General features: G+C 67.3%; 20 protein-coding genes and 4 pseudogenes. 7 read left to right on the forward strand and 17 right to left on the reverse strand.

Features of this window, described 5'->3' with window-relative positions:
* The 4 genes and pseudogenes from AX737_RS33460 to AX737_RS19780 form a co-directional block, all read right to left on the reverse strand.
* Window positions 1–136, reverse strand: a pseudogene (locus tag AX737_RS33460) (arsenical-resistance protein); the annotation flags it as partial.
* Window positions 137–143: 7 nt separating this feature from the next.
* Window positions 144–569, reverse strand: coding sequence for an arsenate reductase (glutaredoxin) (gene arsC / locus AX737_RS19770; protein WP_012455866.1), 426 nt, complete (start codon window positions 567–569; stop codon window positions 144–146).
* The gene (locus tag AX737_RS19775) at window positions 569–1096 is read right to left on the reverse strand and encodes an arsenate reductase ArsC (RefSeq protein ID WP_003596792.1); all 528 of its coding nucleotides are present in this window, start codon (window positions 1094–1096) and stop codon (window positions 569–571) included. The genes arsC and AX737_RS19775 overlap by 1 nt, the downstream gene beginning before the upstream one ends.
* Window positions 1089–1448, reverse strand: a complete 360-nt coding sequence (locus AX737_RS19780) for a metalloregulator ArsR/SmtB family transcription factor (protein WP_003596793.1) — start codon at window positions 1446–1448, stop codon at window positions 1089–1091. Before AX737_RS19780 ends, AX737_RS19775 begins: the two co-directional genes overlap by 8 nt.
* Before the next feature lie 50 nt (window positions 1449–1498).
* On the opposite strand from AX737_RS19780, the gene arsH reads away from it, so the two are divergent.
* The 3 genes from arsH (at window position 1499) to AX737_RS19795 (ending at window position 4591) form a co-directional block, all read left to right on the forward strand.
* The gene (gene arsH, locus AX737_RS19785) at window positions 1499–2245 is read left to right on the forward strand and encodes an arsenical resistance protein ArsH (RefSeq protein WP_012455867.1); all 747 of its coding nucleotides are present in this window, start codon (window positions 1499–1501) and stop codon (window positions 2243–2245) included.
* 262 nt (window positions 2246–2507) lie between these two features.
* Complete coding sequence (locus AX737_RS19790) at window positions 2508–3848, forward strand: anti-phage deoxyguanosine triphosphatase (protein WP_012455868.1); 1341 nt, start codon at window positions 2508–2510, stop codon at window positions 3846–3848.
* A 305-nt stretch (window positions 3849–4153) separates the two neighbouring features.
* Window positions 4154–4591 (forward strand): EamA family transporter, encoded by a 438-nt coding sequence (locus AX737_RS19795; RefSeq protein WP_012455869.1) that lies wholly within the window; start codon window positions 4154–4156, stop codon window positions 4589–4591.
* Between the two features lie 167 nt (window positions 4592–4758).
* Here the strand turns inward: AX737_RS19795 and AX737_RS19800 are convergent, their stop codons facing one another.
* Complete coding sequence (locus AX737_RS19800; protein WP_012455870.1) at window positions 4759–7347, reverse strand: recombinase family protein; 2589 nt, start codon at window positions 7345–7347, stop codon at window positions 4759–4761.
* 1709 nt (window positions 7348–9056) lie between these two features.
* On the opposite strand from AX737_RS19800, the gene AX737_RS37285 reads away from it, so the two are divergent.
* Complete coding sequence (locus AX737_RS37285; protein WP_276518062.1) at window positions 9057–9188, forward strand: hypothetical protein; 132 nt, start codon at window positions 9057–9059, stop codon at window positions 9186–9188.
* Window positions 9189–9278: 90 nt separating this feature from the next.
* On the opposite strand, the gene AX737_RS19810 is transcribed toward AX737_RS37285, so the two are convergent.
* The 9 genes and pseudogenes from AX737_RS19810 to AX737_RS19870 all read right to left on the reverse strand — a co-directional run bounded on the left by AX737_RS19810 (window position 9279) and on the right by AX737_RS19870 (window position 21021).
* Window positions 9279–9527 (reverse strand): hypothetical protein, encoded by a 249-nt coding sequence (locus tag AX737_RS19810; protein ID WP_003596801.1) that lies wholly within the window; start codon window positions 9525–9527, stop codon window positions 9279–9281.
* A gap of 66 nt (window positions 9528–9593) precedes the next feature.
* Window positions 9594–10676, reverse strand: a pseudogene (locus AX737_RS32285) (IS630 family transposase).
* A 2029-nt stretch (window positions 10677–12705) separates the two neighbouring features.
* Window positions 12706–13185, reverse strand: a pseudogene (locus AX737_RS19840) (hypothetical protein); the annotation flags it as partial.
* Window positions 13186–13406: 221 nt separating this feature from the next.
* Window positions 13407–14291 (reverse strand): 3'-5' exonuclease, encoded by an 885-nt coding sequence (locus AX737_RS19845; protein WP_231343940.1) that lies wholly within the window; start codon window positions 14289–14291, stop codon window positions 13407–13409.
* Between the two features lie 144 nt (window positions 14292–14435).
* On the reverse strand, window positions 14436–16517 hold the full coding sequence (locus tag AX737_RS19850) for an AAA family ATPase (RefSeq protein WP_003596813.1): 2082 nt from the start codon (window positions 16515–16517) through the stop codon (window positions 14436–14438).
* 48 nt (window positions 16518–16565) lie between these two features.
* Window positions 16566–17162 (reverse strand): hypothetical protein, encoded by a 597-nt coding sequence (locus AX737_RS36060; protein ID WP_012455871.1) that lies wholly within the window; start codon window positions 17160–17162, stop codon window positions 16566–16568.
* A 269-nt stretch (window positions 17163–17431) separates the two neighbouring features.
* A complete protein-coding gene (locus tag AX737_RS19860; RefSeq protein ID WP_238224432.1) occupies window positions 17432–18391 on the reverse strand; it encodes a metallophosphoesterase in 960 nt (319 codons plus the stop codon).
* Between the two features lie 244 nt (window positions 18392–18635).
* Window positions 18636–19910, reverse strand: coding sequence for a metallophosphoesterase (locus AX737_RS19865; RefSeq protein ID WP_003596816.1), 1275 nt, complete (start codon window positions 19908–19910; stop codon window positions 18636–18638).
* A gap of 133 nt (window positions 19911–20043) precedes the next feature.
* A complete protein-coding gene (locus tag AX737_RS19870) occupies window positions 20044–21021 on the reverse strand; it encodes a DUF6634 family protein (RefSeq protein ID WP_003596818.1) in 978 nt (325 codons plus the stop codon).
* Here AX737_RS19870 and AX737_RS19875 point away from each other — a divergent pair.
* A complete protein-coding gene (locus tag AX737_RS19875; protein WP_238229976.1) occupies window positions 21014–21565 on the forward strand; it encodes a helix-turn-helix transcriptional regulator in 552 nt (183 codons plus the stop codon). The two genes, AX737_RS19870 and AX737_RS19875, sit on opposite strands and share 8 nt — an antisense overlap.
* Before the next feature lie 68 nt (window positions 21566–21633).
* Here AX737_RS19875 and AX737_RS36065 read toward each other — a convergent pair.
* The 3 genes and pseudogenes from AX737_RS36065 to AX737_RS19885 all read right to left on the reverse strand — a co-directional run bounded on the left by AX737_RS36065 (window position 21634) and on the right by AX737_RS19885 (window position 25056).
* Window positions 21634–22100 (reverse strand): annotated as a pseudogene (locus AX737_RS36065) (VIT1/CCC1 transporter family protein).
* A gap of 163 nt (window positions 22101–22263) precedes the next feature.
* Window positions 22264–22692, reverse strand: a complete 429-nt coding sequence (locus tag AX737_RS19880; RefSeq protein WP_026105497.1) for a helix-turn-helix domain-containing protein — start codon at window positions 22690–22692, stop codon at window positions 22264–22266.
* A 225-nt stretch (window positions 22693–22917) separates the two neighbouring features.
* A complete protein-coding gene (locus AX737_RS19885; RefSeq protein ID WP_003596824.1) occupies window positions 22918–25056 on the reverse strand; it encodes a heavy metal translocating P-type ATPase in 2139 nt (712 codons plus the stop codon).
* Window positions 25057–25120: 64 nt separating this feature from the next.
* On the opposite strand from AX737_RS19885, the gene AX737_RS19890 reads away from it, so the two are divergent.
* Window positions 25121–25543 carry a helix-turn-helix domain-containing protein gene (locus tag AX737_RS19890; protein WP_003596825.1) on the forward strand — a complete coding sequence of 141 codons (423 nt, stop codon included), beginning with the start codon at window positions 25121–25123 and terminating at the stop codon, window positions 25541–25543.
* 137 nt (window positions 25544–25680) lie between these two features.
* Window positions 25681–26637 (forward strand): cation diffusion facilitator family transporter, encoded by a 957-nt coding sequence (locus AX737_RS19895; protein ID WP_003596826.1) that lies wholly within the window; start codon window positions 25681–25683, stop codon window positions 26635–26637.
* Window positions 26638–26642 lie beyond the last annotated feature (5 nt).

The raw sequence follows: 26642 nt of genomic DNA on the forward strand, positions 1-26642 counted from the left end.
CGACCGGCAGGTTCACCTTGGCGACCTCGGCCGCGCCGACGGCGTGGAAGAAGCCCGGCATGACGTGGCCGAGCGCGATGCCGGCCACGATGCAGAGGGCGACCCAGAGGGTCAGGTAGCGTTCGAAGGTGCTCATGGTGTCCTCAAGCGGTGGCGACGCGGCGGCCGCGCTCGTCGACGACGCGCTCGCCGTCCTCCTTCACGAACTCCCCCTGCTGGTCCGGCAGGAGGTCGAGCACCGCCTCCGACGGCCGGCACAGGCGCACGCCCATCGGGCTCACCACCAACGGACGGTTGAGCAGGACGGGGTGCGCCTCGACCGCGTCGAGGAGTTGCTCGTCGGTCAGCGCCGGGTCGGCGAGGCCGAGCTCGGCGTAGGGCGTGCCCTTCTCGCGCAGGACATCCCGGACCGAGAGGCCCGCGCGGGCGAGCATCTGCTTGAGGAGCGCCCGGTTCGGTGGCGTCTTCAGGTACTCGACCACGTGCGGCTCGATGCCGGCGTTGCGGATCATCGCCAGGGTGTTGCGGGACGTGCCGCAGGCGGGGTTGTGGTAGATGACGACGTCCATCACGCGACCTCCGGGCGGGCCGAGGTCGCGCCGGCCATCTGGCCGATCTCGCGGACCTTCGACGACAGGGCGACCTGGTCGAGGCTGCCGAGCGGCAGGGCGACGAAGGCCGCGATCCGATTCTTGAGGTAGCGCTGGGCGGTGACGAAGGCGCGCTTGCGCTCCATCTCCGAGCCCTCCGCCGCGGCGGGGTCCTCGATGCCCCAGTGGGCCGTCACCGGCTGGCCCGGCCAGTACGGGCACGTCTCGCCGGCGGCGTTGTCACAGACGGTGAAGACGAAATCCATGACGGGGACTTCGGGACCGGCGAACTCGTCCCACGACTTCGAGCGCAGGCCCTCCGTCGGGTAGTCGCTTTCCCGCAGGACCTGCAGCGCCAGCGAGTGCGGCTCGCCCTTCGGTCGGCTGCCGGCCGAGAAGGCGCGGAAGCGCCCGCCGCCCTCCTTTTTGAGCATGGCCTCGGCCAGGATCGAGCGGGCCGAGTTGCCGGTGCAGAGGAACAGGACGTTGTAGACTGGCTCAGGCATGGAGGGTGTCCCCGGTGGTGCAGTCGCAGGCGGCGAGCGCGGCGACGGCCGGGGCGCACACCTCGGGGTGGCCCTGGCAGCAGTCACGCATGAGGAACTGGACGAGGTCGGACAGGCCGGCGTAGGCGGCGCTGTAGATGACCGACTTGCCCTCGCGCCGGGAGGTGATCAGCCCGGCGTGCGAGAGCTCCTTCAGGTGGAAGGACAGGTTGTTGCCGGCGACGTTCACCGTCTCGGCGAGGACGCCCGCGGCGAGGCCGCCCGGACCGGCGGTGACCAGGGCGCGCACGACCCGGAGCCTATGCTCCTGGCCGAGGGCGGCGAAGGCGGCGAGGGCTTGCCGTTCGTCCATCGAATGACCTACATATCAACTATCGTTGAAACATAGAGGAGTTAAGCGCCTTGGACAAGCCCCAGCAGCCGTTCGCCGACGGGGTGCCGAACCTCTCCGAGGCGCATTTCGAGGTGCCGACCGAGGAACGGATGGCGCCGCCGACGCCGCTCGACCATGCGCCTCGATTCCTCGTCCTCTACGGGTCGCTCCGGGATCGGTCCTTCAGCCGGTTCCTGGCCTACGAGGCGGCACGGCTGCTGGAGGCGATGGGCGGGGAGGTCCGCATATTCCACGCGGACGGGCTACCGCTGCCCGACGACGCGCCCGTCGAACATCCGAAGGTGCAGGAACTCCGGCAGCTCTCGATCTGGTCGGAGGGGCAGGTCTGGGTCAGCCCGGAGCGGCACGGCAACATGACCGGGGTGATGAAGGCCCAGGTCGACTGGCTGCCGCTGAGCGAGGGCTCGGTGCGCCCGACGCAGGGGCGGACGCTTGCGGTGATGCAGGTCTCGGGCGGATCGCAGAGTTTCAATGCGGTCAACAGCCTGCGGGTGCTGGGGCGCTGGATGCGGATGATCACCATCCCGAACCAGTCGTCGGTGCCGATGGCCTACAAGGAGTTCGATGACGCCGGCCGAATGAAGCCCGGGCCGCTCTACGACCGGGTGGTGGACGTCTGCGAGGAGCTGATGAAGTTCACTCTCCTGATGCGTGGACGGGCCGACTACCTCGTCGACCGCTACTCCGAGCGTAAGGAGCGCGAGCCCGAGCGCCTCAAGGGCGTCGCCGCCGACATCGGGTTCGTGAAGCGGTAGACGGACCGTTCCCCCGTGGAGCGAGCCTCGGTCCCGGCCTGCGGATTGCGCTGTCAGCCTCCCTTACGGGCGTAGCGGCCCTTGTCCCGCGGCTCGAAACACCGACGGTGGAAGACCCGCACATCCAACTGCCGAGGCTCCTAAGAGGACGGAGGCGCCGTGAGCAAGGAACCGCGGCGGCATCGACGCTTTCCGTTGGTATTCAGCGCAGCCGAGAGGTACCGGCTGCCTGGATCGAGTTTAGCCGCGAAAGTAATTGCATATGGATTGGTACGACCGCCGCGAACCATGGCAGGCCCAGGCCGACGACGCCCGCGATGGGGCCGCCACCGATTACAGCCGGGTCATCCACTCCGCGTCGTTCCGGCGTTTGCAGGGCAAGACGCAAATCCTGAACCTCGGCGACAGCGACTTCTACCGGACGAGGCTCACCCATTCGCTTGAGGTCGCGCAGATTGCCGGCGGGATCGCGCGGCGGTTCGAGAAGGTTTATGCCGACCATGCCGCCCGGCAATACATCCCGGACCTCAGCATGATCCAGGCCGTGGGCATGACCCACGACCTCGGCCACCCCCCGTTCGGCCACGGCGGCGAGGTTGCCCTGAATTTCTGCATGCGCGGTGCCGGCGGTTTCGAGGGCAACGGCCAGACCCTGCGCATCCTGTCCAGGCTGGAAAAGTTCTCCAAGGTCGCCGGCGCGAACCTGATGCGGCGCACCCTGCTCGGGGTTCTGAAGTATCCCGTGCCCTTCAGCCTCGCGATGAACGTGGACATCCGCCCCGCCCTCCACGTCGGCCCGGAGTCGATCCGGATCATCGACCGCGAGGCCTCCAAGCCGCCCAAGTGCTACCTGGATTGCGAGCAAGACGTCGTCGACTGGATCCTCGCCCCACTCAGCGAAAAGGACCGCAACGCCTTCACCGAGGCCCGCGATCAGGAGGGCAAGCACCGCAAGCCCCTCCACAAGTCGTTCGATTGCAGCATTATGGACGTCGCCGACGACATCGGCTTCGGCATCCATGACCTGGAGGATGCCCTCGCCCTTGGCCTGGTAACGCGGGTGGATTTCGAGGCGCACGTGACCGAGGAGAAGAGCTCAAGTTTCCTCAACAGTCTCAAGGAGAAATACCCGGAGGAGTTCGGCAACAACGTCTATGAGGGATTCCTTGATCGGCTGTTCGGTGCCGGCGATACCCGGAAGAGGTGCATCGGCCGGATGGTCCATCACCTGATCACGAACTGCGTGATCGAGACCAGGGAGGAGTTCGACGAGCCCCTCGTTCGATATCGGGCTGCCATCGAAGCCGGAGCGAACACCTTCCTGGAAGCGCTGAAGGAACTGGTCCGGGAGGTCGTCATTCGCAGCCCGGGGGTCCAGCACCTCGAATTCAAGGGTCAGGGTATGGTCGTCGCGGTGTTCGAGGCCCTCGCCTCGGAGCCGAAGTCGTTCCTGCCGCGGTCGACCTACGAGGCGTACGAAAAGGCGCCTGACGGTCGGCGCGTAATCTGCGACCACGTGGCCGGCATGACCGACGCCTTCCTCATGCGCACTTACGAGCGCTTGTTCAGCCCGAGGATGGGTTCCGTGTTCGACCGCCTCTGACCGACCCGCCGCCCGGTTTAAGCGAGCGACCCGTGTTTCCTTCCTGCTCCCGGTCCACGTCAACCCCAGATGCGTGAGGGCTTCACCGATGCCGAAGGGGCGGGCAGGCCGGGGCGACCTCCCTTCCGGCGCCGGCGGAATGCTGAGGCGGCAGCCTCGCCCCGCTCCATCTTGCCGGGGCGAGGCAGCGCCACGGCGCCGTGGGTCATCGGCATCCGCATAAGACCGTCGAACAGCGTTGCATGTTGCTCGGTTCGGCGGCTGCTCGTCACGACCCCTTTCGGTTCCGACTTTCGGAGATGCCCATGAAAGTCGTGCTGGCCTCCTGGCAGTTCTGGGCGTTGTTCTCGGCGGCATTTGCCGCGCTGACGGCGATCTTTGCCAAGATCGGGATAGAGAACATCAACTCGGACTTCGCCACATTCATCCGTACGGTGGTGATCCTGTGCGTCCTCGGCGCGCTTTTGGCCGGCACGGGCCAATGGAAACCACTCGATTCAGTTTCGGGACGAACATACCTGTTTCTTGTCCTATCGGGGCTCGCCAACGGTGGATCGTGGCTCTGCTACTTCCGCGCCCTGAAGCTCGGGGATGCCGCCCGCGTGGCGCCCATCGACAAGTTGAGCGTCGTCCTAGTGGCGGTCTTCGCGATCATGTTCCTCGGAGAACGCCTGACCGTCCCCAACTGGTTGGGCGTCGACCTGATAGCGGCCGGCACGATCCTGGTCGCCTACAGGAGCTGAAGGCTGGCCGCGTGCCCTTTCGCCCGGAGGCGTACGCAGGAGAGCGACCGGGACGCCGCGACCAGCACGCGCGTTGGCCGATCGCCATCGAGCGCTCTCTGCATTCGTTCCTGCGCCCAACGTCCAGGCCCTTGACGCTCGCCGTCCAAGAACACTGCTGGCGGCGACTAGGCCGCGTCCGTCTTCCGCCCGGCAGGCGACTTGCGTCGGCGCGCTCGATGGATGGCCGGGGCCACGCCGCCGTTCCTGGCGTAGCGCGAGCGCCTGGGTGACGGGCCCCGCCACTCTGCCGAGCCCCGGAGCATATTGGCCAAGCGCCCGACATCCAAGCCGTCGAGAAGCTCAGGGAAGCGCAGCGCCCATAGCTCCAACAACCGGTCCCAACTTCCGCTGCGGACCAGCCGGCGCACGGAATTCGTGAGGTTCCGTTCGTCGCCGAACCGCTCCGGCATCCTCCGCCATGAGAGGCCGGTCCGCAGCGCCAGGATCACCGCCTCCAGCAGCATCCGGCCGGGAATGCCCGGGGTGCCCTTGAACGAGATCTCGATGGACGAATGCAACAGCGGCTTCGAGGCCAGCCATTGCTCGTCGGTGAGCGCATCCTGGCCATCCAGGGCATGGAAGCGTGCGGCCGGCCCCCTGCGCTTGCGCCAATCATCACCGCCAACCTTCCAGCGCGCCCGCGCGGCCTCGACCGGGCCGAGGTCCAGTCCGGCCACGAAGGAAGGGTCCGCCTCGCGAAGGAGGTCAATCAGGATCTGGTCCCCCGCGGCATAGACGAACCGCGAGAGTGCACGCCGCATCTCCGGCGCGTCGCCGAACGCCGCCGACAGCAAAGGCAGGCCCGTCCGGAGCCGGAGCAGGAGGGCGTCGACAAGGGCCCGCGTCGGGATGTGGCGCGAGTCATTCCTGTGGCCCGTGACGTCCGGGAGGTGCTTGGCGACGAGGGCCCAACGCGCGTCGTCGATCCGATAACCTCCGCTTGCCATAAGCCGCTCGGCGTCTTCGCGAAGGCGGACGTGGCGGCCCATCGGCTGCTCGACATCGACATGGATCACGTCCAAGCCAACACCGGGCGAGCCGCAGCTCCCGTCCTCCTGTAGGAACGCCAAGAAGTCCAGGTGGATGGCCAGGCCCAAGGTCCCCGCCGGCCGGCCATCCCGCATGACCACCACCCGCTGGACGAGGCGGGCAAGGGCGGCGGAGACCTTCGCCTCCGCCTCCGTCAAGGCCCTGAATGGCACCCGCTCGATAAGGTGATCCAACGTGGCGGAAAGCGTTCGAAGCCTCTCACCGGCTTCGTCCACCTCGGGCAGCTCGGCGAGGTCCGCCGAACGGGCCTGAAGGTCTGCGAGCTCCCCCGTCAGGCGGCTCCTCTCCTCGGACAACAGGTCGGATGGGTAGGTCGATTCAAGCTCCTTGACGAGCGCCCGGCGAAGCTGTTCGCGGGTGACCGCAATCTTACGCTCAACATCCGCACGGGCGGCACGGCGGGCGGCGGAGGCTTCACGTAGCGAGCGGTCGACGGCAGCCGCGAAATCCTCCTCGCCGACGAAGGACCGCAGCTTGCCGCAAACGGCTGTGAGGACGGCGCGCTCCACGGTCTCGTGCATAACGGAGTGACGCCTCGCCGGGCAGCAGCCCCCGTCCGACCAGACGTTGCAGGTTAGCTGTCGACCACCCAAGGTGAACCGCTGGCCTTCGACCCCGGCGCAGTCGCACGTCGCCTTTCCGGCCAAGAAGTGGCTGTGCTCGAACTTCTGCTTCCCCCGGGGGCGTCGCTTCTCGTTGACAGCGAAAAACAGATCGTCTGGCACAATTCGAAGGTGATCGAAGTAGTTGCGCGTCATCTCGCTCGGATGCCGACGCTGGACGGCGACCTTCCCCGATTTGCGGTCGAACGTATTCAAGGTAAATGGATAGTACCATCTACCCGTATAGGCCAACTGGCCCAAAACGTTCGCAACGGTCGATTTCGTCCATCTGCAATCCTTCGTCGGTCCTGCAACCCCGCGTTCCTTCATGATCCGGCCGATGCTTCGGTAGGAAATTCCCGCGGCTGCCATTTCAAAGATTGAAAATATGGTCTTCTCTTCCTCGGGGTGACGCACGAGGAAGCCCCTTTCTTCGCCGTACCGATATCCGAAGAACGCACCGGAATGGGCGCCGCCCTGGGCAGCGTGCTGGAACCTGCCCATGCCCATGATCAGGGTGCGACGGTCCCGATCCGCCTCGGCCTTGAGTGCCGCTTCGATGACCTCCTTCTTGTTCAGTGCCTTGAAGTCGCCGGCGCTATGAAATTCCACGCCAAGCTCATTCAATTGCTCGCATACTTCGACCGCATCGTAAGTTTCGCGGGACCACCGGTCAAAGTCCTCAACCATGATGACTTTTATCTTGCCAGACCGACAGTCTTCGAGCAAACGCTGCAGGCTTTCACGATCACGCATTGATCGGGCACTTCGAGCAGGGTCGTCATACAGCACGTAAATCGCGTAACCAAGCTTCCTCATGTAAGCGGTTACAACCTTGACCTGACGCTCGATGCTCATCTCCTTCTGCTTATTAGACGAGTAGCGAGCGTAGAGGCCCACGGGCACAAGCTTGTCCGGTGGGCCGAAGCCGTCACGGCGTTCGACATCCAGGTTCCGTCGAAGGGCCAACCGGTCCAGAGGGCACAATGCCGTCGTATCGACCACCTGCCGCAGATCCACGGCGCCAGGCATCAGGTCGGTCGTCCGTTCACCGTGGGCCATCGCAACGCCGCTCCATGCGAAGAGAAGGAAGAATTGCTTGCCTGAGGACGCGATAGCCGGGACGTGCGCGGGTTCGCTTTACGTCCATCTCGGTGCGCCGGATGGCTTTCGTTTGACTCCGCCCGAGACCGTCACGTTCTCCTCGACGCACATGGCCGGGTCGCAAGCGGTCATCCTTCCAGGCATCCCGGTAGCGACCGGCGTTCGAATCCATGCCGCGCGGCGCAACGTACGCTTCGGCTAGCTCCCGCCGACAACCGACTTCGGGCGCTTGGCCGTGATTTTCGTCTCTCCCGTCCACGGGGCCGGGTCTCCGCTGCACCATCGCGACGTGAATTTCGCATCCTGGCCGGAGCATTTCGCGTCACGGCGACATCTAATTCCAGGTCGCCCGCGTACAAGTCCCGACCGGCAACTTTCCTATCCTGTCCGCGCGCGTCCAGCCTTTGGGCGTCCGACCGTTCGGCGGCCATCCCCACCAAGCCCTCGAACAATGCGTCTAAGACCGTGAGCGGCCGTCCTGAACTGGACGATTCGCCCCGAAACCTCTGGATGCCGAACGACATCGTTCGCTCCCCCTGTTCCATTGAAATTACCCCTGGATCGCGCATGGCGGCAGGCGTACGAGAAACGCGCGGCGGCCGCCCCTTCTGGGACGGCCGCGCCGCATCGACGAAACGTGGGTGAAGTCTCTAATTATACCGCAGGTATATATAACTGCAATACCGGAGGCCGATCCGGAACTCGTCGCCATGTGCGGCGACCGACGGGACGAAAGGGCATCGCGGCCGCACGCGGTGCCGAAGGTAGCCTGTCCAGTTTCAAGAGACCGTTCCCGTTCTCGATGAACCTCAAAGGTCGATGCGGAAGCGGTATGGCGCGTTACGACGCCGCGGAACCGCCACCCGACTTGCGATATCCGCGAGCGCCACCTCCGACCTTGTCGTCCCAGTCCCCGTTGCGAATGCTCCGTCGGTACGGGCAGGTGTCCAGGGCGTCGGCTTCGGTCCGTACCAAGCAGCCCGTGAAGGGCATTCACGACGTTTGCCGGGCGGCTAGGCTCGGAGCAATCGGCCTGCTCCTGAGGAGCAAAAGCACAGCCGCTGACCGAGATGACGTGGGAACCGATGGCCCCCAGGGCCATCCCGGAGAGCACTGACCCTATGCCTGTCGTCGGTGCTGCCGGGCCGTTGCCGAATTCCCCTTACCGAAGTTCCCGCAATCCACAGGTCGACACGACCATCCTGGTCCGGCGCGGCGAGGGTGATGGTCAAGCAGGCGGATCGGCGGTAGAATATACTGGCGATATAAATACGACGCTGGTGCCGCCAAGTGCCGATAGGGTTTGGCTGCCCCTGCGCCAGTGGTCGGACGGTATCGCGACGTCGAAGTCCCCCGGGCGGTAGGCTGCCCCGCCCTGCAGATCAACCGCACCGACCGCGAGCACATGGCCGCGACCGGTGTCAGACGATTTACGACTCCGGTTCCCCAGACACGAAGCGCACTCTAGCAACGGGAGTGAGACGATGAGGCACGCGAGTCCGCGCGACGTTGAGCAGGATAAGGCTCCGTCAAGCTCAACCGGAAGGGCCACACGCCGGCGCCTTCCGCCGACCAGGGAACGGTTGGGCAGGCTGAGGGCGGTATCAGATCGCGTCGTCGAATCCACCGAATACGATGAGGAGACCCAAGGAGCCTTCGTCGAGGTGATGGGTCCCGAACTGCTCGACGTCGCGTTCGACGAACTCGGGGACCTCGCCTTGGTCCGAGGCGAGCTATCGGACAGCTTGCGGCTGCATGTTTCGGCCCTGCAGCGTCTCGACGAGGAGGACCTTTGGTGACGCAGGGCCGAAGCTGCGCCAATCCTTCCTGAGGTCCAGGTGAGTTTAGCCCGCCGGCGCTCTCGGGAGGCGCCGGACACTTCGCCAACCCTACCCGGCGCGCGTCCGCTTGCCCAGCGCGCCGTCCCAGCCTGGGAGGCGCGCATAGGCGTCCTTGCCAACCCTCTGGAAGTATCGCTCGTATTCGACGCTGATCTCGATCTTCTTGCGCGGCATCCCCTCGGATAGCGCTTCCTTGACCAAGCGGCCGCCCTTCAGCGTCGTCATTCGCAGCCGAACCATGATGTCCGCAACCGACATGCTGCCTTGCGCAGGCAGGATCTCGTAGGCTTCGTGCATCACGCGATCCCAGAACTCCTCAGAACGCACGTGGTCCAAGCGCCGGCTAATACCAATCGGCATGGTTCATAACCGATAGGCCCATTCGCGCAGTCCGAGCGACATGATCATCCAAGGCTGTGCGACGAGCTTGTTCCAAGCCTCGCAGCATTGATCGAGGATGTCCTCGTAGGAGTCGAAGATCCGGTCGCCGAGCCAGTTCTCGCGCAGGAACTGCCAGACATTCTCGACCGGGTTGAGTTCGGGCGCATGAGACGGCAGCGTCAGCAAGGTGAAGTTGTCGGGGACGACGAGGTCGGCGGCGACGTGCCAGCCGGCGCCGTCGAGGATTTGGACGGCGTGCGCGCCGGGATCGACGGCGCGGCTGATTTCGGCCAGATGCGCGTTCATGGCCGGTGTGGCGCAGCGGGGCAGGACGAGACCGGCGTCCTTGCCCTTCTCGGGACAGATCGCCCCGAAGATGTAGGCGGACGCCGTGCGCTGATCCTTGGGCGCCGTGGGCCGGCTGCCCTTGCGCGCCCACCGGCGCGGGACCGTGTTCTTCTGACCGACGCGGGCTCTCATCCTGAGGCTCTCGAAGGACGTCCTGCCACCAGAGTTCGAGCGGCGTGTCGACTGGCAGTTGGGCGCGGATCGCGCTCACGCGGGCGGGGAGGTTTTTTTAAACGCCGTCAGCGCCGCCGGGTCCTGCTGATGATGGCGCGGACGGGCCGACAGCTTGGCATAGCCCATCCGCTTCACCTCCCGTCCGACACTGCTCTCGTCGAGGCTGACGCCGAAGCGCGCGAACAGCCAAGCCGCCAAGTCCTTCAGCCGCCAGCGCACCACGCCGTCCCGTTGCAGGTCCGGCCCTTCCTCGATGGCAACCGCGAGCGCCTGCCGCTGGGCCGCGTCGAGCTTGAACCGCGGGCCGGGCTTCTTGCGCTCGATCAGGCCGTCCGGCCCGGCCGCGTTGAAGGCCAGCACCCAGTCGCGCACCGTCTGCAGGCCGACCGCGCCGATCCGCGAGGCCTGCGTCCGGCTCCCACCCTCGTAGATCGCGGCCAGCGCGAGAAGCCGCCGGCTCTGACCGGCATCGCGGCTCTTCCGCGCCAGACGTCGCAGGGTATCCGCATCGAAATCCTCGCGCAGATCCACGGCCTTCGACATGGCAAACCTCCTAGCTTGCCACATCGAATCACATCCGCCGCTTCCGCGTAAACCCGCGAGTCCTCACCCGTACCGATTGGTATTATGGGTACGCTGATTGTGCAGCAGAGATGCGGGACAATTTAAGCGCAGCAATTCCTGGTTGCCTCGCTCGTCGCCGGCTTTGCGCCGAAAACGGCCGTTTGCGGATCATTTTGGAACGAGACTTCGACTTTTCCGTCCCGTCGAGCGTTACGTGCCTGTAGGAAATGCGCACCCGCCGCCGCTCGCTGTTCACATCGTCTTCGGCGGCGGTCGTTGAACCTGCCAAGGTCGCCACACGAAATCGATCCCCGTAATTGCGGAGTTTATTCCATGACACGTACGTCTAAATTCAGAGCCTCACTCATCGCTGGCTTTGCTGCGCTCGCACTAGGCTTTGGCTTGGCAACAATCCCCGAACCGGCAGCCGCCCAAGGCCATGGCTACGGTCATTCCCGCGGTCATGGTGGCGGCTACGGCGGTCACGGTGGCGGCGGTCGGCACGGCTATGGCGGCGGACATCGCAGATCGTACAGTGGGCACGGCGGCGGTCGGCGACATGGCTATTCCGGTGGGCACGGACGCTCGGGTGGCGGCGGTCATCACAGGGGTGGTGGCCACTAGGGACACAAACTAGAAGCTTGATCCCGCAAAGATTGTCTTGAGCCCAAGCATTAGGCGAGGTTGGCGGGACTCAGTCATCGGATGACGGCAAATAGTTCGTTACTCAGAATAATTCTCCGACGTAACGAAATCCGATCCGGAAGCAAAGCACAGCCATGTTTTTTCTTCCAAATCCGAGCACAGGAGAATGATGTCGTGATGAAAAAGTCAGCAAGAGCAATGATCGCTGCGGCCTTTGCCGTATCTCCAACAGCAGTCTTCGCTCAGCATATCGATGTCAATCCGGGCGGGGTTCGGGTGGAAGGCGATAGCCACGGACGACGCGTTGTCGAAGAGCGTAGCGAGGGCGGCCATCATGAACCTCGCAGAGAGCACCACGAAGAGCGTCGAGAGGGACACCATGGCGATGCCCCGCGGGAACGTCACTGACGCCTTGAGATAAAAAGAGCTGTGAATAAGCGACGGGTGGCCATTACAGGTCGCCCCTCGTCTACATTTCAACGATATTGTCTAGGCCGACTAGCACAGATCAATTCAGTTGCTTCTGAAGCTGACGTACAAACAAGGGGAATTTACAGCTTAGCTGTGGCTATAAAATATATTTTTATTACTGTATAACTCTTCACCTTATTTGCTTTCTTCGAAGTCATGTGATGGAACGCTCCTGCCAAGCGCGCGGGCGAGGTGGGATGAAAACACCATTCAGCAGAGCCTGCCGGATCGCACCCGTGCGTTCAGGCGTTGGGCAAGGCAGAGGGCCTTGACCCGCTCAAACGAGTCTTCGGGAAGGGACGCGCAACGCAAAGGAGAAATAGTTATGGCTCGTCTTGGTAGGGTGAAGACGGCACTGAGTGTCGGCCTTCTGACGGTCACGCTCGTCATCAGCCTCGTGGCCATTCCGAGTGCGGCCCAGGCTGAAGGCCATCATGGCGGCTATGGCGGAGGACATGGGTTTTATGGCGGCCATGGCGGAGGCCGCAGGTACTATGGCGGCCACGGTCGCACTTATGGGTATGGTGGTTTTGGCTATGGGCGCCGCTACTATAGCGGTCGCGGCTACCGCAGAGGACACGGACATTACGGCCATAGGCGGGGTTACTACGGGGTCCCCGTTGCAGCTGGATTGATCGGTGGCTTGGCGCTCGATGGGCTCGTGGCGCACAGCCCATACTACGGCCACTACGGTTGTGGTTACGCTCCGAGCTTTGATTACCACTACGGTTACTGAGCACGGTCGAGTGTGCCTGCTATACTATTATTTGTCGTCGGGGCCGGATGCTCAACGGTAGATCCGGTTTCGGCTCAGTCTGATATCGATTTTGCGATCTAGTTGCGTCATCATCTGCGAGGCGACTTCTCATAGTCTTCATTTGTTCGTCGTCAGTGTCGCCCGGCTGAGCTCGACCGCAATGCTCAAGGCTTCGGTTGTCTGAAGCTGGGTTTGCGCGGTGATCACGTCTGAGCGAGCAGCGACACAGGCAGCGTACTGGTTCTGAGTGATCACGAGGCTGCTGTCGCCGTTCCCGTCCAGGACCAGCATCACGCCGAGGTCCCTGGCGCTCGCGGCACGGTCGAACAGGATCATCTGCCGTGCCTTCGGGCTCGCTTCCGCGGTCTCGGGCGCGCGCAGGTTGTCGACGACGGCCCGCAGCGAAAGGTCGATGATCTCGACGTTGCGGGCGATGTCGCGTTCGATGACCTGCATGAGGTTCCTGGAGGTCTGCTCGGCCTTGTCCCAGGCATCGCGACGAAGATCGAGGAGCATCGACGCCGACACGATCAGCACGCCGATAGGTGCCAGGACCCCGAGCGCCACCCAAGCGCGGCTATATTCAAGTGGTCGCGAAAGGCGCGGCAGGGTCATCGGCTGTTCCCCCCTGGGCTTGCTGGCCGTTGCCCGATCCTTCGCACGCCAGCCATTACGGTCGATTTACCCCGATGGCTTTCGACGCCTTCGACTCACTCGTGGCTAACGCCCGGTTTTATCGCGGTCTCACGCCGGACCGGCGGATCCGGGCGCGGGACCTGCGTCCCGCCGCCCGCTCATGGGGCATCCCGAGGATTGGCTACTCCGCGACCCGGCCCTCAGGCCCCAAGCGAGCTCCGTCGAGCTCCGTGACAGGTGTCCGGACCAGCCACCACCGCACCCGACCCGGTCGTTCGACCCACATGCATCGGCGCGCGCGATCCAGTCCGTCGCCATTCCTGCGCGAAGGCCGCCAAGTGCGGGCGGGCCGGCCCCTCCGCATCGAGGTAGCGCAGGAATCCCTCCACGGCTGCATCGTGGCCCGCGGCATCCGTCCTGCCCGTCAGATGCGCCCAGCGCATGAAGATGACGTAGAGGTTCGCCACGTCGGTCTCGCAGTAGTCCCGCACCCGACCGAGTTCGTCGCGCGCGACCAATTCGGCGACGCAGGACCCGTGCTCGCCCATCTTGCCCGGTGCGCCGACCGCCGCCGCAGCCTCCTCCAGGGTGAGACGCGAGGCCGCCCCGAAGGCTGAGATCGCATCCATGAGGTCGAGGTGCCAGTCCTGGGCGTAGCGCTGCCCGTAATTGGCCCAGCGCGTTCCGCGAAGAAACCATGCGGGGGCCGCGAGACCGTGCATCAACGAGCGGGCGAGGACCACCGGCATGTCGAACGCCCTGCCGTTCCAGGTGACGAGCCTGTAGCGTCCCCCCTCGAAAAGCCGCCAGAAGGCGCGCAGCAGACGTGCCTCGTCCCATCCCGGTTCGCCGCCGCTGCGGCAGGACCGCAACTCGTAGGTCTCGACCCCCGTGCCCGGCTCCCGACCGACCCCCGCCTCGATCACCGAGATGGCGACGACCTGATGCCACATGGCCTTTGGAAACCGGTCGGCCGGCCAATCCGCGGGCGTTAGGATCGGGTCCGGAACGGTCTCGATGTCGAGCATCATCAACGTGTCCGGGCTGCCCTCGTCGAAGTCGCGGCGGCGCAAGGGATGTCGCATGGTGTCAGGGCGCGGCTCCGCCCCGGGTGAGGCGGCGTCGAACAACGTCCGTTCCGCGAGCGGGCGACGGGCGGGTGAGCGCGACGCGGACGGGTCCCGGCATGCAATCGGTCGGCGTACGAAGGACGTCATGGCCTCTCCACTTCAGATGTCGTGCGTGCGGTGGGCACCGCGGCCCGGACCGGCGCGGCGTCGGGGGGAGGCGGCCTTTCCCGAGAACAACGCCCGAATGGCCGCGTCGTCGAGGTAGGCCGTGCGGAACAGGGCCTCCGCGATCCGTTCGAGGGCGAGGCGCTCGGTCCGCATGAGGTCGCACGCGCGCTCGTAGGCCAGCCGGAGCCGCTCAAGGACCGGGCGCATCAGCCAGGGCATCCGGGCCAGGTCGATGTCCTGGGCGGGGGCCAGGGACAGCAGCGGGAAATCGGCCGAGAACCCCCACGACGCCTCCATCGCCGCGGCGCATCGGGTCGCCTCGGCGAGATCCGAGACCGCGCCGGCGGAGACGTCGCCCAGGAGCACCTCCTCGGCCGCGCGGCCCGACAGGATCATCACCAGGGACCGTTCGAAGTCGCCCTCGGTCAGGGCTCCGTAGGCATCGACGAGCGCATGCTCGGTCAGGCCGCCGGTCGGGGCGATGGTTAGCGTCACCGGTCCGCTCGCGCCGCTGGCCAGGAGCGCGACCGCATGCCCGGCCTCGTGGACGGCGCAGCGCATCCGGAGCCCATCCCCGAGCGCCGGCGTCCCATCCGAGGAGCCTGCCAGGATGTCGTCCACCGTGAGGGTGCGGCCGGCCCGTCGCGCGCTGCCACGCGCCCGCCGCACCAGCGCCTCGACGTCGGCACCCGTCATGCCCCGCAGCAGCGGGACCACCGGCGCAAGGTCGAGGTCATCGGCGTCGGTCCCGAGATACTGGACCAGCATGCCGGTCAGCGCGTCGAGACCGGGAAGCTCGATCCGAAAGTGCCGTTCAAGCCGCCCCGAGCGCAAGATCGCAGGATCGATCCTCGAAGGATGGTTGGTCGTGCCGACGACGACGACCCCTTCGCGGCCGACGGCGCCGTCGAGGTGTTCCAGGAGGGCGTTGACGACCTGGCTGGAGTAATCGCGATGATGTTCTGAGAAAGTATTCCTATCTCCAAAGGAATCGAGCTCGTCGATCAGGACCACGCAAGGCGACCGCCGCGCTTCCTCGAAGAACTGCCGCATGGCGCCCAGGGTATGGCCAAGATGTCCGTCACGGGAGCCCTGCCACTGCGCGAGGGAGCCCGGATGAAGCGGTAGGTTCGCGCTTCGGGCCAGGGCCGCCGCGAACCGTGTTTTGCCCGTGCCGGGCGGCCCGCTGACGAGGGCGGCCGATTCACAGGCGGCGAACGGGATGATCCCCTCGTGCCACGACCGTAGGTCCGCCACCAGGCCGAGCCCCCAATCCCGGGCGGCTCCGAGACCGAGCGAGTCCTCAAGGCGGGGCGCGTTCGCGGTGCGCTGCCTCTCTCGCAGGCGCGAACGCCCGAGGCGCTCCAGGGCCTCGGATGCCCCGCGACCCGGGCGGATACCGAGCCGAAGGTCGGCGGCGGCCCGGACCGCCACGCAGTCCCCGAGCGCGGCGAGGGGCGGAACCTCGCCGGTCACCGCCTCGATCACCAGGCTCAGCACCTCGGCGTCGAGCGGAGCGACGAGAACCTCCCGGTCGACGGCGCGCAGGAAGTCGCGCGGCAGCGTCCTGGCGGGATCCGACGCGACGCCGATGAGCGGGACGCCGGCGACCACGGCCGCGCCGACGGTTTCGTTGCCGCGGTCGGGCCTATGCTCGCGCGAGGCCCCGTCACGCGCGAACACGACGACCTCCCGCCGGCTGCGGTCGTTCCAGGCCCCGCGCCCGCCCTCGCCATCCCGAACCCTCCATCCCAGTCCGAGGAGGCAGGGTCCCACGACGCACCGCATCGGCTCCACCCAATCCGGAGAGGATACGCGCACCAGTAGGACGGGGAAGCCGTCATCGGCCGCGGGAGGTCCTGCCGGAGCGAACGCGCGCCCCAGCATGACCGCGGCGGCCACGACGTCGGCGGCCAGCCGGGGCATGAGTGATGCCTCCCGCCGGCCGAGCGCGAGCGCGTCGAGCTCGGCTTCGTCCAGGCACCATGATGGATCCGGGCTCGCGGCTTCCTTCCGCAACGCCTCGACGAAGGCGCGCGCCATCGCGCAGGCCGCCTCGTTCGGTTCGGGCATGGCATCCTCCGGCTTCGCACGGGACTTCGATGGTGGGGGGCCGATGGTTCAGCGGCGGCGAGACTTGCGCATCCTCGGTCGCGCCCATCGCGCCGCGAGCCGCATGAGCCGGCGCTCGTCGGCGCTGCGCCGTGCCAGCGCGCGCAGGGCGTAGGCGATGACCGCCGGCGCGGTCGCGTCGCCGCGCTCGGCCATCAGCAGGAGATTGCCCATCACGAGATCCGACGCGACCGAAGCCGCGCCGCACGTGCGGACGTGACGGATGGCGAGCGCCGTGGCCGCGGCCGCGTCCCCGTCCCTTGCCGCGGACCAGCGCGTTTCGCCGAGTATCGACGTCGTCGCCAGCAGCCGCGCGAGGGCCGTTGCTTCCGCCCGGTCGAGGCGTCCGGGCGGGTACGTACGCCAAGCCGCCACCACGCCGACTTCGACCACGGGCGGCACGCCGCGCCGCGGGGTTCGGATCGCGTGCCGCAAAACCGAAGTCGAAACCACTCGGCCAGGCTCCGATGCCATGTCCACCTCCAGCGGCCCCGCCCGTTCCAAGGCGGTCAGCGAATCCGTCACGCTTTCGAAAAACTTGGCCCGTGCCCCCACGGGGAGCCGGAACGACCCGATGGGCGAATAGGCGGTCGCCGCGCTGCGCACGGGCTCGGTTTCACAGCGCCCAGCCCGGTTGGCCCGGCTGTTGGAATGCCCACGACGTTCGAGAATGCTTATATTATACCTGCGGTATATAAGACGATCAAGCCATTGCTGTCTTTGGCGGCCGGGAAAAGTCGTGGCGGCGGCAGCCCGAGGCGGGAAGTCAGCGATGGGCGCCGTACCGGCCCAACCTTTCCCGGCTCCCGATGCCCGTCGGCCTGTCCGGGGAGCTTGGTGCGGGCGGCCCTGGGCCGTAGGTCGACGTTCCCATCTCAGGCCTCGACCACCAAGGCTGGGTCGAAGGCATCGGCCGCATCCCACCGCCGCAAGGGATTGGCGACGACCCTGGTCCGGCCGATGCGGTAATCCGCCGGGGCGACGGCCCGGCCGTGGACCCAGAGCGTCGGCGCCCCCCAGGCGTGCATGACATCCTCCAGGTCCGAGGCATGCGAGGCTGCCAGCCAGGCGTCCCCGAGCCATCCCGTCCAGGCGTCGGGCAGCGAACGGCGTGAAGGCGCGAAGTGGGTGAGCACGACGGCGCGGTCCCCGGGGCGAACACCGGGCACGAGCGTCCCGGGTCCCCTCGCGACGTTCAGCGATTGACACACGATGCTGGTGAGGGCGTCCTCGATGTATCCCCGCGACCTTGCATGGGCCCCGAGGGCGTCGAGCGGCGACCACGGGCGCCCCCGCCGAAGCAGGACGCGCCGGCAATCCGCCCAGCTGTGGCGGGCCGCGACCCTGGCTAGGCGGCCCTCGAAGCTCCCTTCGAGGCACCAGTCGGTCCACAGGGTCGCCCCGACCACCACGGTCCCGCCGCCGGCCTCGGGACCGATGCGTACCGCATCGTCGGCGAGCAGGTGGATGCCGAGGTCCCGGGCGAGGTCCCGGCCGCGGGCGACCGCCTCCACCATGGGCGTCTCGGACCACAGCTCCGCGCTGCCCGCCACCATCAGGACGGGCCTGTTTCCCTGTCTGCCGTCCAGGGCGCGCGCCAACCAGTTCAACGCGACGTCCAGCCCTATGGCCACTCCGCCCGCCACCAGCAGGACGTCGAACTCGGGAAGCGGATCGGGGAGCCGGAACCCGGGATTGCGGTCGATGAGCAGGTCGGACAGGATCCAGAACCTCGCGTTCTCCCTTCGGCTCCCGACGGAGGCCGGTCCTGGACAGGCCGTCCGCACCTCGGGCGTCGGGTCGATCCGCGCTCGGGGCCGAAACGGAAGCGGCAACGGCTCCGGGACCTCGGCGCCCGGAACACGACGAGGGGGGCGAACATGCCGCGTCATCGTAGGCCCCCGGCGGCCGCCGATCCCGTTCCGGTCGAGCCCTGGGAGCGGAACGGAATGGGATGCGGCGGAGGTGCTCCCCGGCATCCTAGCGCACGAGGCTCACGGGCGAAGTCCGGCAAGGGCGTCTCCATCGGTTCTCGGCTTGCGGGAGGCAGTCAGGGCGGGGCGGCCGCCCCGGGCGGTCTCAGACCTCGACGACCAGCCCGGGCTGGAAGCGCGGGTTCTCGCCGGGATATCCTCGCGGGTTGCAGAGCACGCGGGTCCCGCCGAGGCGGTAGTCGAACGGCGTATGGGTGTGCCCGTGGACCCAGAGCGAAGGCCGACCGGCCTCGATCAGGTCGTCCAACCGCGACGCGTAGGCGGCATTGAGCGGCTTGCCGAGGAACCGCGGCGCGACGCTCCCCGCCGCGGGAGCGTGATGCGTGACCACGACGTGCGCCCGCGTCGTCGCGTCCGCGGCGGACCGGAGCGCGGTTTCGAGGAAGCGGCGTGACGCGAGGTGCAGCGCGAGCGCCTCCTCCGGCCGGAACCGCCGCCACTCCGGCTTGCGGCTCCAGGCGATGAGGCGGTGATCGTTGAGGCCCACGCGTGCGTCCCGCATGGCGGGGACCCGCGTCGCCGGTCCGTCGAGCTCGTAATCCGTCCACAGGGTGCATCCCGAGACCACGACGTCGCCGAAGCGGACGGTGTCGTTCTCCAGGAGGTGAATTCCGGCCTCCATCGCGGCCGCGCGCCCCGCCTGCAACTCGTCCGGCAGGCATCGACGGTAGAATTCATGGTTTCCGGCCACGAACGCGACCGGCATATGCGGCCGGACCGTCGCGGCGAGCCACGCGATTGACTTGACGAGGCCCTCGCCGACGTCGCCGGCGACCACCGCGAGATCGGCCCCGGGGATCGAGGCTGGGGTCCATGGACTCCCGATGTCGATGTGCAGGTCCGAAAAGATCCATAGGCGCATCGGTTCTCCCTCGGTGTCGTCACCCGGAAGCCGCAGCCGGTCCGGCGCCCCGTCGTCGCTCCCGGCGGAGACGCCCGCCGGCTTAAGTTCCACCCGGGACCGCCACGCATAGGCGAACCGGGCATGGTGCGGTCCGCCCGTCCCGTCGGCGGCGAGACGGTCGAGCGCATCGGCGAGGAACGTCGCGGCAGCCTTTTCGCCGCGAAGCGCCAGCGCGAGCGCCGCGGTGGCGACCACGTCGACGTCGGGATGCGCCGGACCGCATCGTCCGAGGACCGCCCGGGCGTCGCGGAGCGCCGCCGGGGCGTCTTCCCATTCCGAGGCGGCCACGGAGGGACCGGACCCTTGGAGGGCAGCCGTCGCCGCAGCCAGCAACGGCTTGGCCAGATCGGGCGCGAGGGCGCCCGGTCCGACCGTCCGCCACAACCTGGTGAGGGACGTCGAACCGCCCGCCGCCGGCAGCGCCCAGCGACGTTCGCCTTGGGGGTGCACGGGCATCTCCTGACATCCTCGCATGGCCGCCCGGACAGGCGGCGAGGGCTCCCCCGCCCACATCTCGACGGGCGGGACCGGCTTCCGCCTTTCGAGCGAGGGAGGGGCGACCCGCCTCGACGGAAAGGGAGACGGTGCGCTACTGCAGGGAGGGACGCGGACCGGCGGGCCGTCCCAGGCGGTAGAGCCTGGAATAGGTGCGCGCCCAGGTACGACGGTCGGAAACGTAGACTTCCGAGGTTCGGACCCGGCGACCTGGGGGAAAGTCCGGATGGTGCGTGACGCGACCGACGAGCGCCGCGACCGGCCGCATCCCGAACTCCCATTCCTCAAGGACGGGGGCGGCGGCGAGTTCCTCCGCGGACGGGTATTCGCCGTCCTCCGCGGCGTCCAAGGCATCGGCAAGGTCCCGGAGCCGGTCCTGCGCGTCGCGGCGGTCCGCCTCGCCCATCCCGGCCAGGACGGGAGCGATGACGTCGCCGGGATGCCCCGGCATCGGGACCGCACCGGGTACGACCGCGTTCAGCACGCGAAGCGCAGCGCGAACGGACAGGGACGCGAGCAGGGATCCATGGGCCGGGGCGGCGGCGTCCCGCAGCGGAGCCGGCAGGCCGCGAGGGATCACGCGGATCGAGGTGTCGTCCAGGCCCGCGGCCGCCGCCGTGTCGCGCACGGTTCGGTCGGACGCTCCGAGTGAGGGGAAACCGCACCCCAGCAGCCAAGGGACGGCGGCATGCGCGGTCGCGCGCAGCATGGACACGGCCATGGCGCGTTCGAGGACGGACGGTCCGACGGCGATCACCCTGGGACATTCCCCGAGATCAACCGGGCAGTCCGCCGCCCACCCTGGCGGCAGGTCGAGCACCACGAGGCGTCGCGCGGGATCGGCGGCCGCTTCCCGCGGGAAGTCCTCTGCGAAGGAGGGACCGTCCCTGCAAAGCTCGACAACGCGCAGCGTGTCCGGCACGCTGTCGAGTCGAGGCAGCCGGGATTCGTGCGCGCCTACGACGCGCAGGAGCGTCGTGGCGGTGCCGACCGAGGCTGCGGCACGGGCAATCAGGAAGGCGGCGTGCGTGCCAACGGCACGGCCATCGCCGCCGAACAGCGCGATGATCATGGCGAAACCCCAAAGGCGGAAAGCGGCCCTCCCGCTCGACGATCAGTCGGGCGGGGGCGGGCAGTCGGCGGTGCTTGTTGAAGTTCCCAATTATACCTGTGCTATAAAAATCTTTCAAGCCTCGCCCGACGCGCCTCGGGGAGTGGACTTCGCCTCGGCTGCGGATTTCCCTCCGGACCGGACCGTGCCAGGATACCTATGCCAAGCCGCCCGCCTGCTGGTCGGTCTCACCCAGCAGGAGCTTCACCTGCTGGCGCGCGTTTCGAAGAAGTCGATCAACGACTACGAGAACGGCTTCATCGCGATCCGAGTCGCGCTTGCGAAGCGCTTGGTCGCGGCCCTTCGCGGCGCGGGCGCCCGTTTCATCGCGGGCGAGGGATACGTCGGCGTGATCGTGAGCGGGCGGAGAACGGAGGCGGGCGTCCCGGCGGCTCCCTTCGGACAGGGAGTCCAGGAAGCCGGGATCGTCTCCGACCCGGGTCCCTCGGGCGGTTCCGCCAAGCCGCGCCCCGCCCGCGGCAGGCGTGCGTCGCAGGGGGATTGAGGCTCGAAATCCCCCGGTGGCGGTTCTCGGCGCGTTCCAGGCTCACCCCGTCCTGCCTTCGAGCCTCGTCACACGACCTTGCCGACGAGGCTCCCGATGCCTGCGGTGACGCCCACGGCGAGTGATCCCCGGAACGTCACCTGTACTGTACCGTCGCCCGCGGCACTGCGGCACCACCCGCCTTCGCCCCGAGGGCGCCGAGAATGGCGAGGAACACCAGCGAGGCCGCTACCTCCGTGTATTCGGGCCCGCGCTCGACGTAGATGCGAGCGAGATTTTGGCGCTTCGCCAGGGGTCGTCGGTGAGTTCGAGCCGCTCGCGGTCGGCCCGCTCGGTCTCGGACCGGGAATTGACCGAAGGGCACTTCCCGACCGCCATCGACATCGCGCTAGCCATCAGGATCTCCCCGTTTGTGCGTGGCGGACACCGCGACGCCGACGCTGAGGCTCGCGGTCGATACGGGTCCATCGTTGGTGCTAAACGCCGCGACGCGAAGCCAGCCGGCACGGTCGATAAGGTGCTGTGCGGGTCCTATTTACGGCTACGGCGAGAACAGCGAGGGTCGGCAGGCCCAACGTGTTCATCCGAAAGACCTTTGACCGCAGCACGAGCTGAAACTTTCGTGGCGGATAAACCAGCGCTGCGTCATGGCCGACACGGCGCAAGCTTGCCCGGCTTTTCCTGAGCAGGTCCCGGATTCAGGAGATGCGGCCGTGCTCATGCGCGCACTGTCGATGGTCGGCCAGCGTCTCGATCACCCGACACTCCCCCACCCGACCGTGGCCACATGCCTCGACCATGCGCCGCAACTCTCCGCGCAAAGCCACGAGTTGCCCGATTCGACGCTCGACCTCGGCCATGTGTCGACGGGCGATGCCGTCCACCTCCGCGCAGGACCGGTCCGGCTCGGTGGACAGAGCCAGCAACTCGCGAATCGCCTGGATCTCGAATCCGAGTTCGCGCGCATGACGGATGAAATTGAGCCGGGATATCTCTGTCTCCAAATAGCGACGCTGCTTGCCCTCGGTGCGGGTCGGGGCCGGCATCAAGCCTGCTCCCTCGTAGTAGCGGATGGTTGGCACCTTCACGCCCGTGCGGCGCGACAGCTCTCCGATTGAAATGTTCATATCCCGGCCAAACCTCCAGTCCTTAGAGGTTGCACTCTCCTTCCTCCTCGATGGGAAGGGGGCACGAAAGCGGATGGCTCCGACGAACTGTCCGAACGCCATCCGTCACTCGACCGTTTTAAGCCGCCGCAGCCCATCCTTTTGACCTTGAAGCTTTGCGTGACGCTCTCCCGTTGATGACGTCGCACACGGATGGGACCTCCCATGGTGGGAACGTGAAGGGCCTCAGGCGCTCGATCTTCCCTCTCCAAGGAGCCGCAGCGCGTTTGCCGTCACCAGCACGGTTGCCCCGGTATCCGCCAGGATGGCAGGCCATAGGCCGGTGACCCCTAGAACCGTCGTGACCAGGAACACTGCCTTCAAGCCGAGCGCCAGGGCGATGTTCGTCCTGATGTTGAACAGCGTCCGGCGCGAAAGCTCGATCATCCGGGCGATGTCTGCGACGCGTCCGTGCAGGGCCGCCGCATCCGCCGTCTCAAGCGCCACGTCGGCGCCCCCACCCATCGCGATACCGACGTCCGCGGCCGCGAGCGCCGGCGCGTCGTTGATGCCGTCGCCGACCTTGGCCACCACGGCGCCAGTGGCTTGGCGCTCCCGCACGATCCGCTGCTTGTCCTCAGGCAGGAGCTCGGCCCACACCTCGATGCCGAGCGCGGCCGCCACGGCCCAGGCCGTCCGCGCGGTGTCGCCGGTCAGCATGATCGCGCCGACGCCGAGCGACGCAAGGCGGTCGACCCCCTCCCTCGCGTCGGACCTGGGCTCGTCTCGCATCGCGAGCAGCCCGGCTACCGCCCCGTTCGCGAGGAGCACGGACACGGTCTTACCCTCGCCCTGGAGCCCGGAGACCCGCTCCTCCTGATCGGGCGTGAACGGCACGCGCGCGCCGGCTTCCCTCGGCGAGCCAAGGAACAAGTCGAGCCCCCCGACCTTGCTGGCGATGCCCTTGCCGCCGAATGCCTGGGCCCCGAATGCCGGGGGCACCGGCGCTCCGGCCTCGGCGGCCTTGGCCAGCACGGCCCGGGCGAGCGGGTGCGAGGAGCCACCCTCAAGGGCGCCCGACAGCGACAGCACGTCCCGCTCGGACCTCCCGAATGCCACCACGTTCGTCACGACGGGCTTGCCCTCCGTCAGGGTTCCCGTCTTGTCGAAGGCGACCGTCGTCACCGAGGCCAGCCGCTCCAGGACGGCGCCGCCCTTGATGAGAAGCCCGCGCCGGGCCCCGGCCGAGAGGCCGGCCGCGATGGCCGCCGGCGTCGAGATGACGAGCGCGCAGGGGCAGCCGATCAGCAGGATCGCCAACCCCTTGTAGACCCAATCCCCCCACGCGCCGCCCGTGAGAAGCGGCGGGACCACCGCCACCAAGGTGGCCACCGCGACGACGGCGGGGGTGTAGACCCTGGAGAACCGGTCGATCAGGCGCTCGGTCGGCGCCTTCGCCTCCTGCGCTTCCTCCACCAGCTGCACCACCCGGGCGATGGTGTTGTCCTTGGCAGCCGCGGTCACCCGGACGCGGAGCGCCCCGTCGCCGTTGACCGTCCCGGCGAAGACTGCGTCGCCAGGCTCCTTGCGCCTCGGCACGCTCTCACCGGTGACCGACGCCTCGTCGACGTCGCTCCCGCCGTCGAGGATGGTCCCGTCCGCCGGGACGCGGTCACCCGGCCGCACCAGCACGGTGGCGCCGACCTTGAGGCTCGCGGCGGGCACAGATTCAGTCGTGCCGTCGCGTTCCAGCAGCGCCGTCTCCGGGACGAGACCGGTCAACCCACGGATGCTCGCCCGGGCTCGACCGGCAGCGACGCCCTCCAGAACTTCGCCGATCAGGAACAGGAAGACGACGGTCGCCGCCTCCTCGGTCGCCCCGATGACGGTCGCGCCGACGGCGGCGATCGTCATGAGCATCTCGATGGAGAAAGGCGTCCCATGCCGGGCGGCCAAGATAGCTCGTCGGGCAACCGGCACCAGCCCAACCGCCATGGCCGCGAGGAAAGCCCAGCGCTCGGTAATCGGCGCGACGTGCCCGAGCGCGTAGGCTGTCACCAGGGCCGCGCCGCAGGAAGCCGCCAGCAGGGCTTTCGGCGCCCTCCACCAAGGTGTCTCAGCGGTATCCCCCAACGCCACGGCGTCCGGGTCCTCGGCCCCGTAGCCGAGGCCGCGGACGGTGTCAGCGATCATTCTCGCATCGGTCCCGGGTCCGTGACGCACCGCGAGCGTCTCGGCGGCCACCGAGACCTGCACCTGCGCGATGTCGGGCAGGCGGCGCACGGCGGCCTCGACCTTCGCCGCGCAGGACGCGCAGTCCATGCCGGTCACCCGCAGGCGGGTCGTCGGGACGTCGGTCCTGTCCAGGGTCGCTGCTTCGGTCACGGCGGGTGCCTTCCTTGTGGTTAAGGCGACCCTACTTCCTCTAGCGACTAGAGGAGCAAATATCTTGAAGCCCATCGCAATCGGGGAATTGTCGCGGCAGGCAGCCGTGAAGGTGCCGACCATCCGATTCTACGAGGAGCGCGGACTCCTGCCGCGCGCGTCCCGAACGGAAGGCAACCGGCGGACCTACGGCGCGGCCGACGTCCGCAGGCTTCGGTTCATTCGGCACGCGCGTGAACTCGGATTTGAGATCGAGGACATCCGCGCGCTGCTCGATCTCGCCGAGCAGCCGGAACGCCCGTGCGGGGAGGTAGACGCAATCGCCCGCCGGCATCTCGCTGACATCGACGACCGGATTGCGCGGCTCACCGGGTTGAGGGTGGAGGTCCAGGCGATGCTGGATCAATGCTCGCGGGGCAGTGTCCGGGAATGCCGCATCGTCGAGGTGCTGGCCGATCACGGTGAATGCCTGCACGAGGTTCACTGATGCCTACGGCCACGCGGAATTGGATTTTATGCGCTCACCACGTTCGAAACCCCTTGCTCCTCCAGTCGCTAGAGGAATTAGGCGTGCCGCATATGTCGGACGCCCCGCCGAGGGCATGAAGCCGAGCGGATTTCCCAATGACCGGACACGCAGATCGCTCCGTCCGTGCCCTCCGTGACGGAGGTGGACACGAACACGGCCATTCCGGCAATGCTCAGGCATCCTTCGGTTTCGGAAGGGCCTTCGCCGTCGGCATCGGTCTGAACGTCGCCTTCGTGATCGTCGAGGCGGTCTACGGGTTCTTGAGCAATTCCCTCGCCCTCGTCGCCGACGCAGGCCACAACCTCTCGGACGTACTCGGGCTCGCCGTCGCCTGGGCCGCGGCCATTCTCGGGAAACGGGCGCCTAAGCCGCGCTACACCTACGGCATGAAGAGCTCCTCGATCCTGGCCGCCTTGTTCAACGCGGTCATCCTCCTCGTCGCCATGGGCGCCATCGCCTGGGAGGCCGTCCGGCGCTTCGGTGAGCCCGCACCGGTGGCCGGGACCACCGTGATGGTGGTCGCGGGCATCGGCATCCTGATCAACGGCATCAGCGCTTGGCTGTTCGCATCGGGGCGCGAAGGCGACCTCAACGTGAAGGGGGCCTTTCTGCACATGGCCGCCGATGCCGCCGTCTCGGCGGGCGTCGTCGTCGCCGGCCTGCTTATCGCCCTGACGGGTTGGCGTTGGCTCGATCCGGTGACCAGCCTACTCATCGCCGCGGCGGTCGTATGGAGCACTTGGGGACTCCTGCGCGACAGCGTGCGGATGTCGCTCGCCGCCGTGCCCCCCGGCATCGACCCTGACGCCGTGCGCGCGCATCTGCGGGGCTTGGAGGACGTCACGGCCGTCCACGACTATCACGTCTGGCCGATGAGCACGACCGAGGTCGCCCTGACGAGCCATCTCGTAAGGCCGGACGGCACGGACGACGCTTTCCTTATACGAGCCGCACGCGAATTGAGGGGCCGCTTCGGGATCGTCCACGTCACGTTGCAGGTCGAGACGAGCGAGACGACCGCCTGCGCCCTGGCCCCGGACGGCGTGGTCTGAACCTG

Origin of the sequence: Methylobacterium sp. CCH5-D2 (genome assembly GCF_001556475.1) — a bacterium.
Classification (GTDB): Bacteria; Pseudomonadota; Alphaproteobacteria; order Rhizobiales; family Beijerinckiaceae; genus Methylobacterium; species Methylobacterium hispanicum.

What these genes read in the sequence shown, in the direction of transcription:
- AX737_RS19895 (WP_003596826.1), top strand. Translation starts at nt 25,681, where the DNA reads ATGACCGGACACGCAGATCGCTCCGTCCGTGCCCTCCGTGACGGAGGT.
- AX737_RS19810 (WP_003596801.1), bottom strand. Translation starts at nt 9,527, where the DNA reads ATGCACGAAGCCTACGAGATCCTGCCTGCGCAAGGCAGCATGTCGGTT.
- AX737_RS37285 (WP_276518062.1), top strand. Translation starts at nt 9,057, where the DNA reads ATGGGTCCCGAACTGCTCGACGTCGCGTTCGACGAACTCGGGGACCTC.
- AX737_RS19790 (WP_012455868.1), top strand. Translation starts at nt 2,508, where the DNA reads ATGGATTGGTACGACCGCCGCGAACCATGGCAGGCCCAGGCCGACGAC.
- AX737_RS19795 (WP_012455869.1), top strand. Translation starts at nt 4,154, where the DNA reads ATGAAAGTCGTGCTGGCCTCCTGGCAGTTCTGGGCGTTGTTCTCGGCG.
- AX737_RS19850 (WP_003596813.1), bottom strand. Translation starts at nt 16,517, where the DNA reads ATGCCCGAACCGAACGAGGCGGCCTGCGCGATGGCGCGCGCCTTCGTC.
- AX737_RS19865 (WP_003596816.1), bottom strand. Translation starts at nt 19,910, where the DNA reads ATGCCCGTGCACCCCCAAGGCGAACGTCGCTGGGCGCTGCCGGCGGCG.
- AX737_RS19780 (WP_003596793.1), bottom strand. Translation starts at nt 1,448, where the DNA reads ATGGACGAACGGCAAGCCCTCGCCGCCTTCGCCGCCCTCGGCCAGGAG.
- AX737_RS19880 (WP_026105497.1), bottom strand. Translation starts at nt 22,692, where the DNA reads ATGAACATTTCAATCGGAGAGCTGTCGCGCCGCACGGGCGTGAAGGTG.
- AX737_RS19870 (WP_003596818.1), bottom strand. Translation starts at nt 21,021, where the DNA reads ATGATCATCGCGCTGTTCGGCGGCGATGGCCGTGCCGTTGGCACGCAC.
- arsC (WP_012455866.1), bottom strand. Translation starts at nt 569, where the DNA reads ATGGACGTCGTCATCTACCACAACCCCGCCTGCGGCACGTCCCGCAAC.
- AX737_RS19845 (WP_231343940.1), bottom strand. Translation starts at nt 14,291, where the DNA reads ATGCGACATCCCTTGCGCCGCCGCGACTTCGACGAGGGCAGCCCGGAC.
- AX737_RS19775 (WP_003596792.1), bottom strand. Translation starts at nt 1,096, where the DNA reads ATGCCTGAGCCAGTCTACAACGTCCTGTTCCTCTGCACCGGCAACTCG.
- AX737_RS19800 (WP_012455870.1), bottom strand. Translation starts at nt 7,347, where the DNA reads ATGGCCCACGGTGAACGGACGACCGACCTGATGCCTGGCGCCGTGGAT.
- AX737_RS19875 (WP_238229976.1), top strand. Translation starts at nt 21,014, where the DNA reads ATGATCATGGCGAAACCCCAAAGGCGGAAAGCGGCCCTCCCGCTCGAC.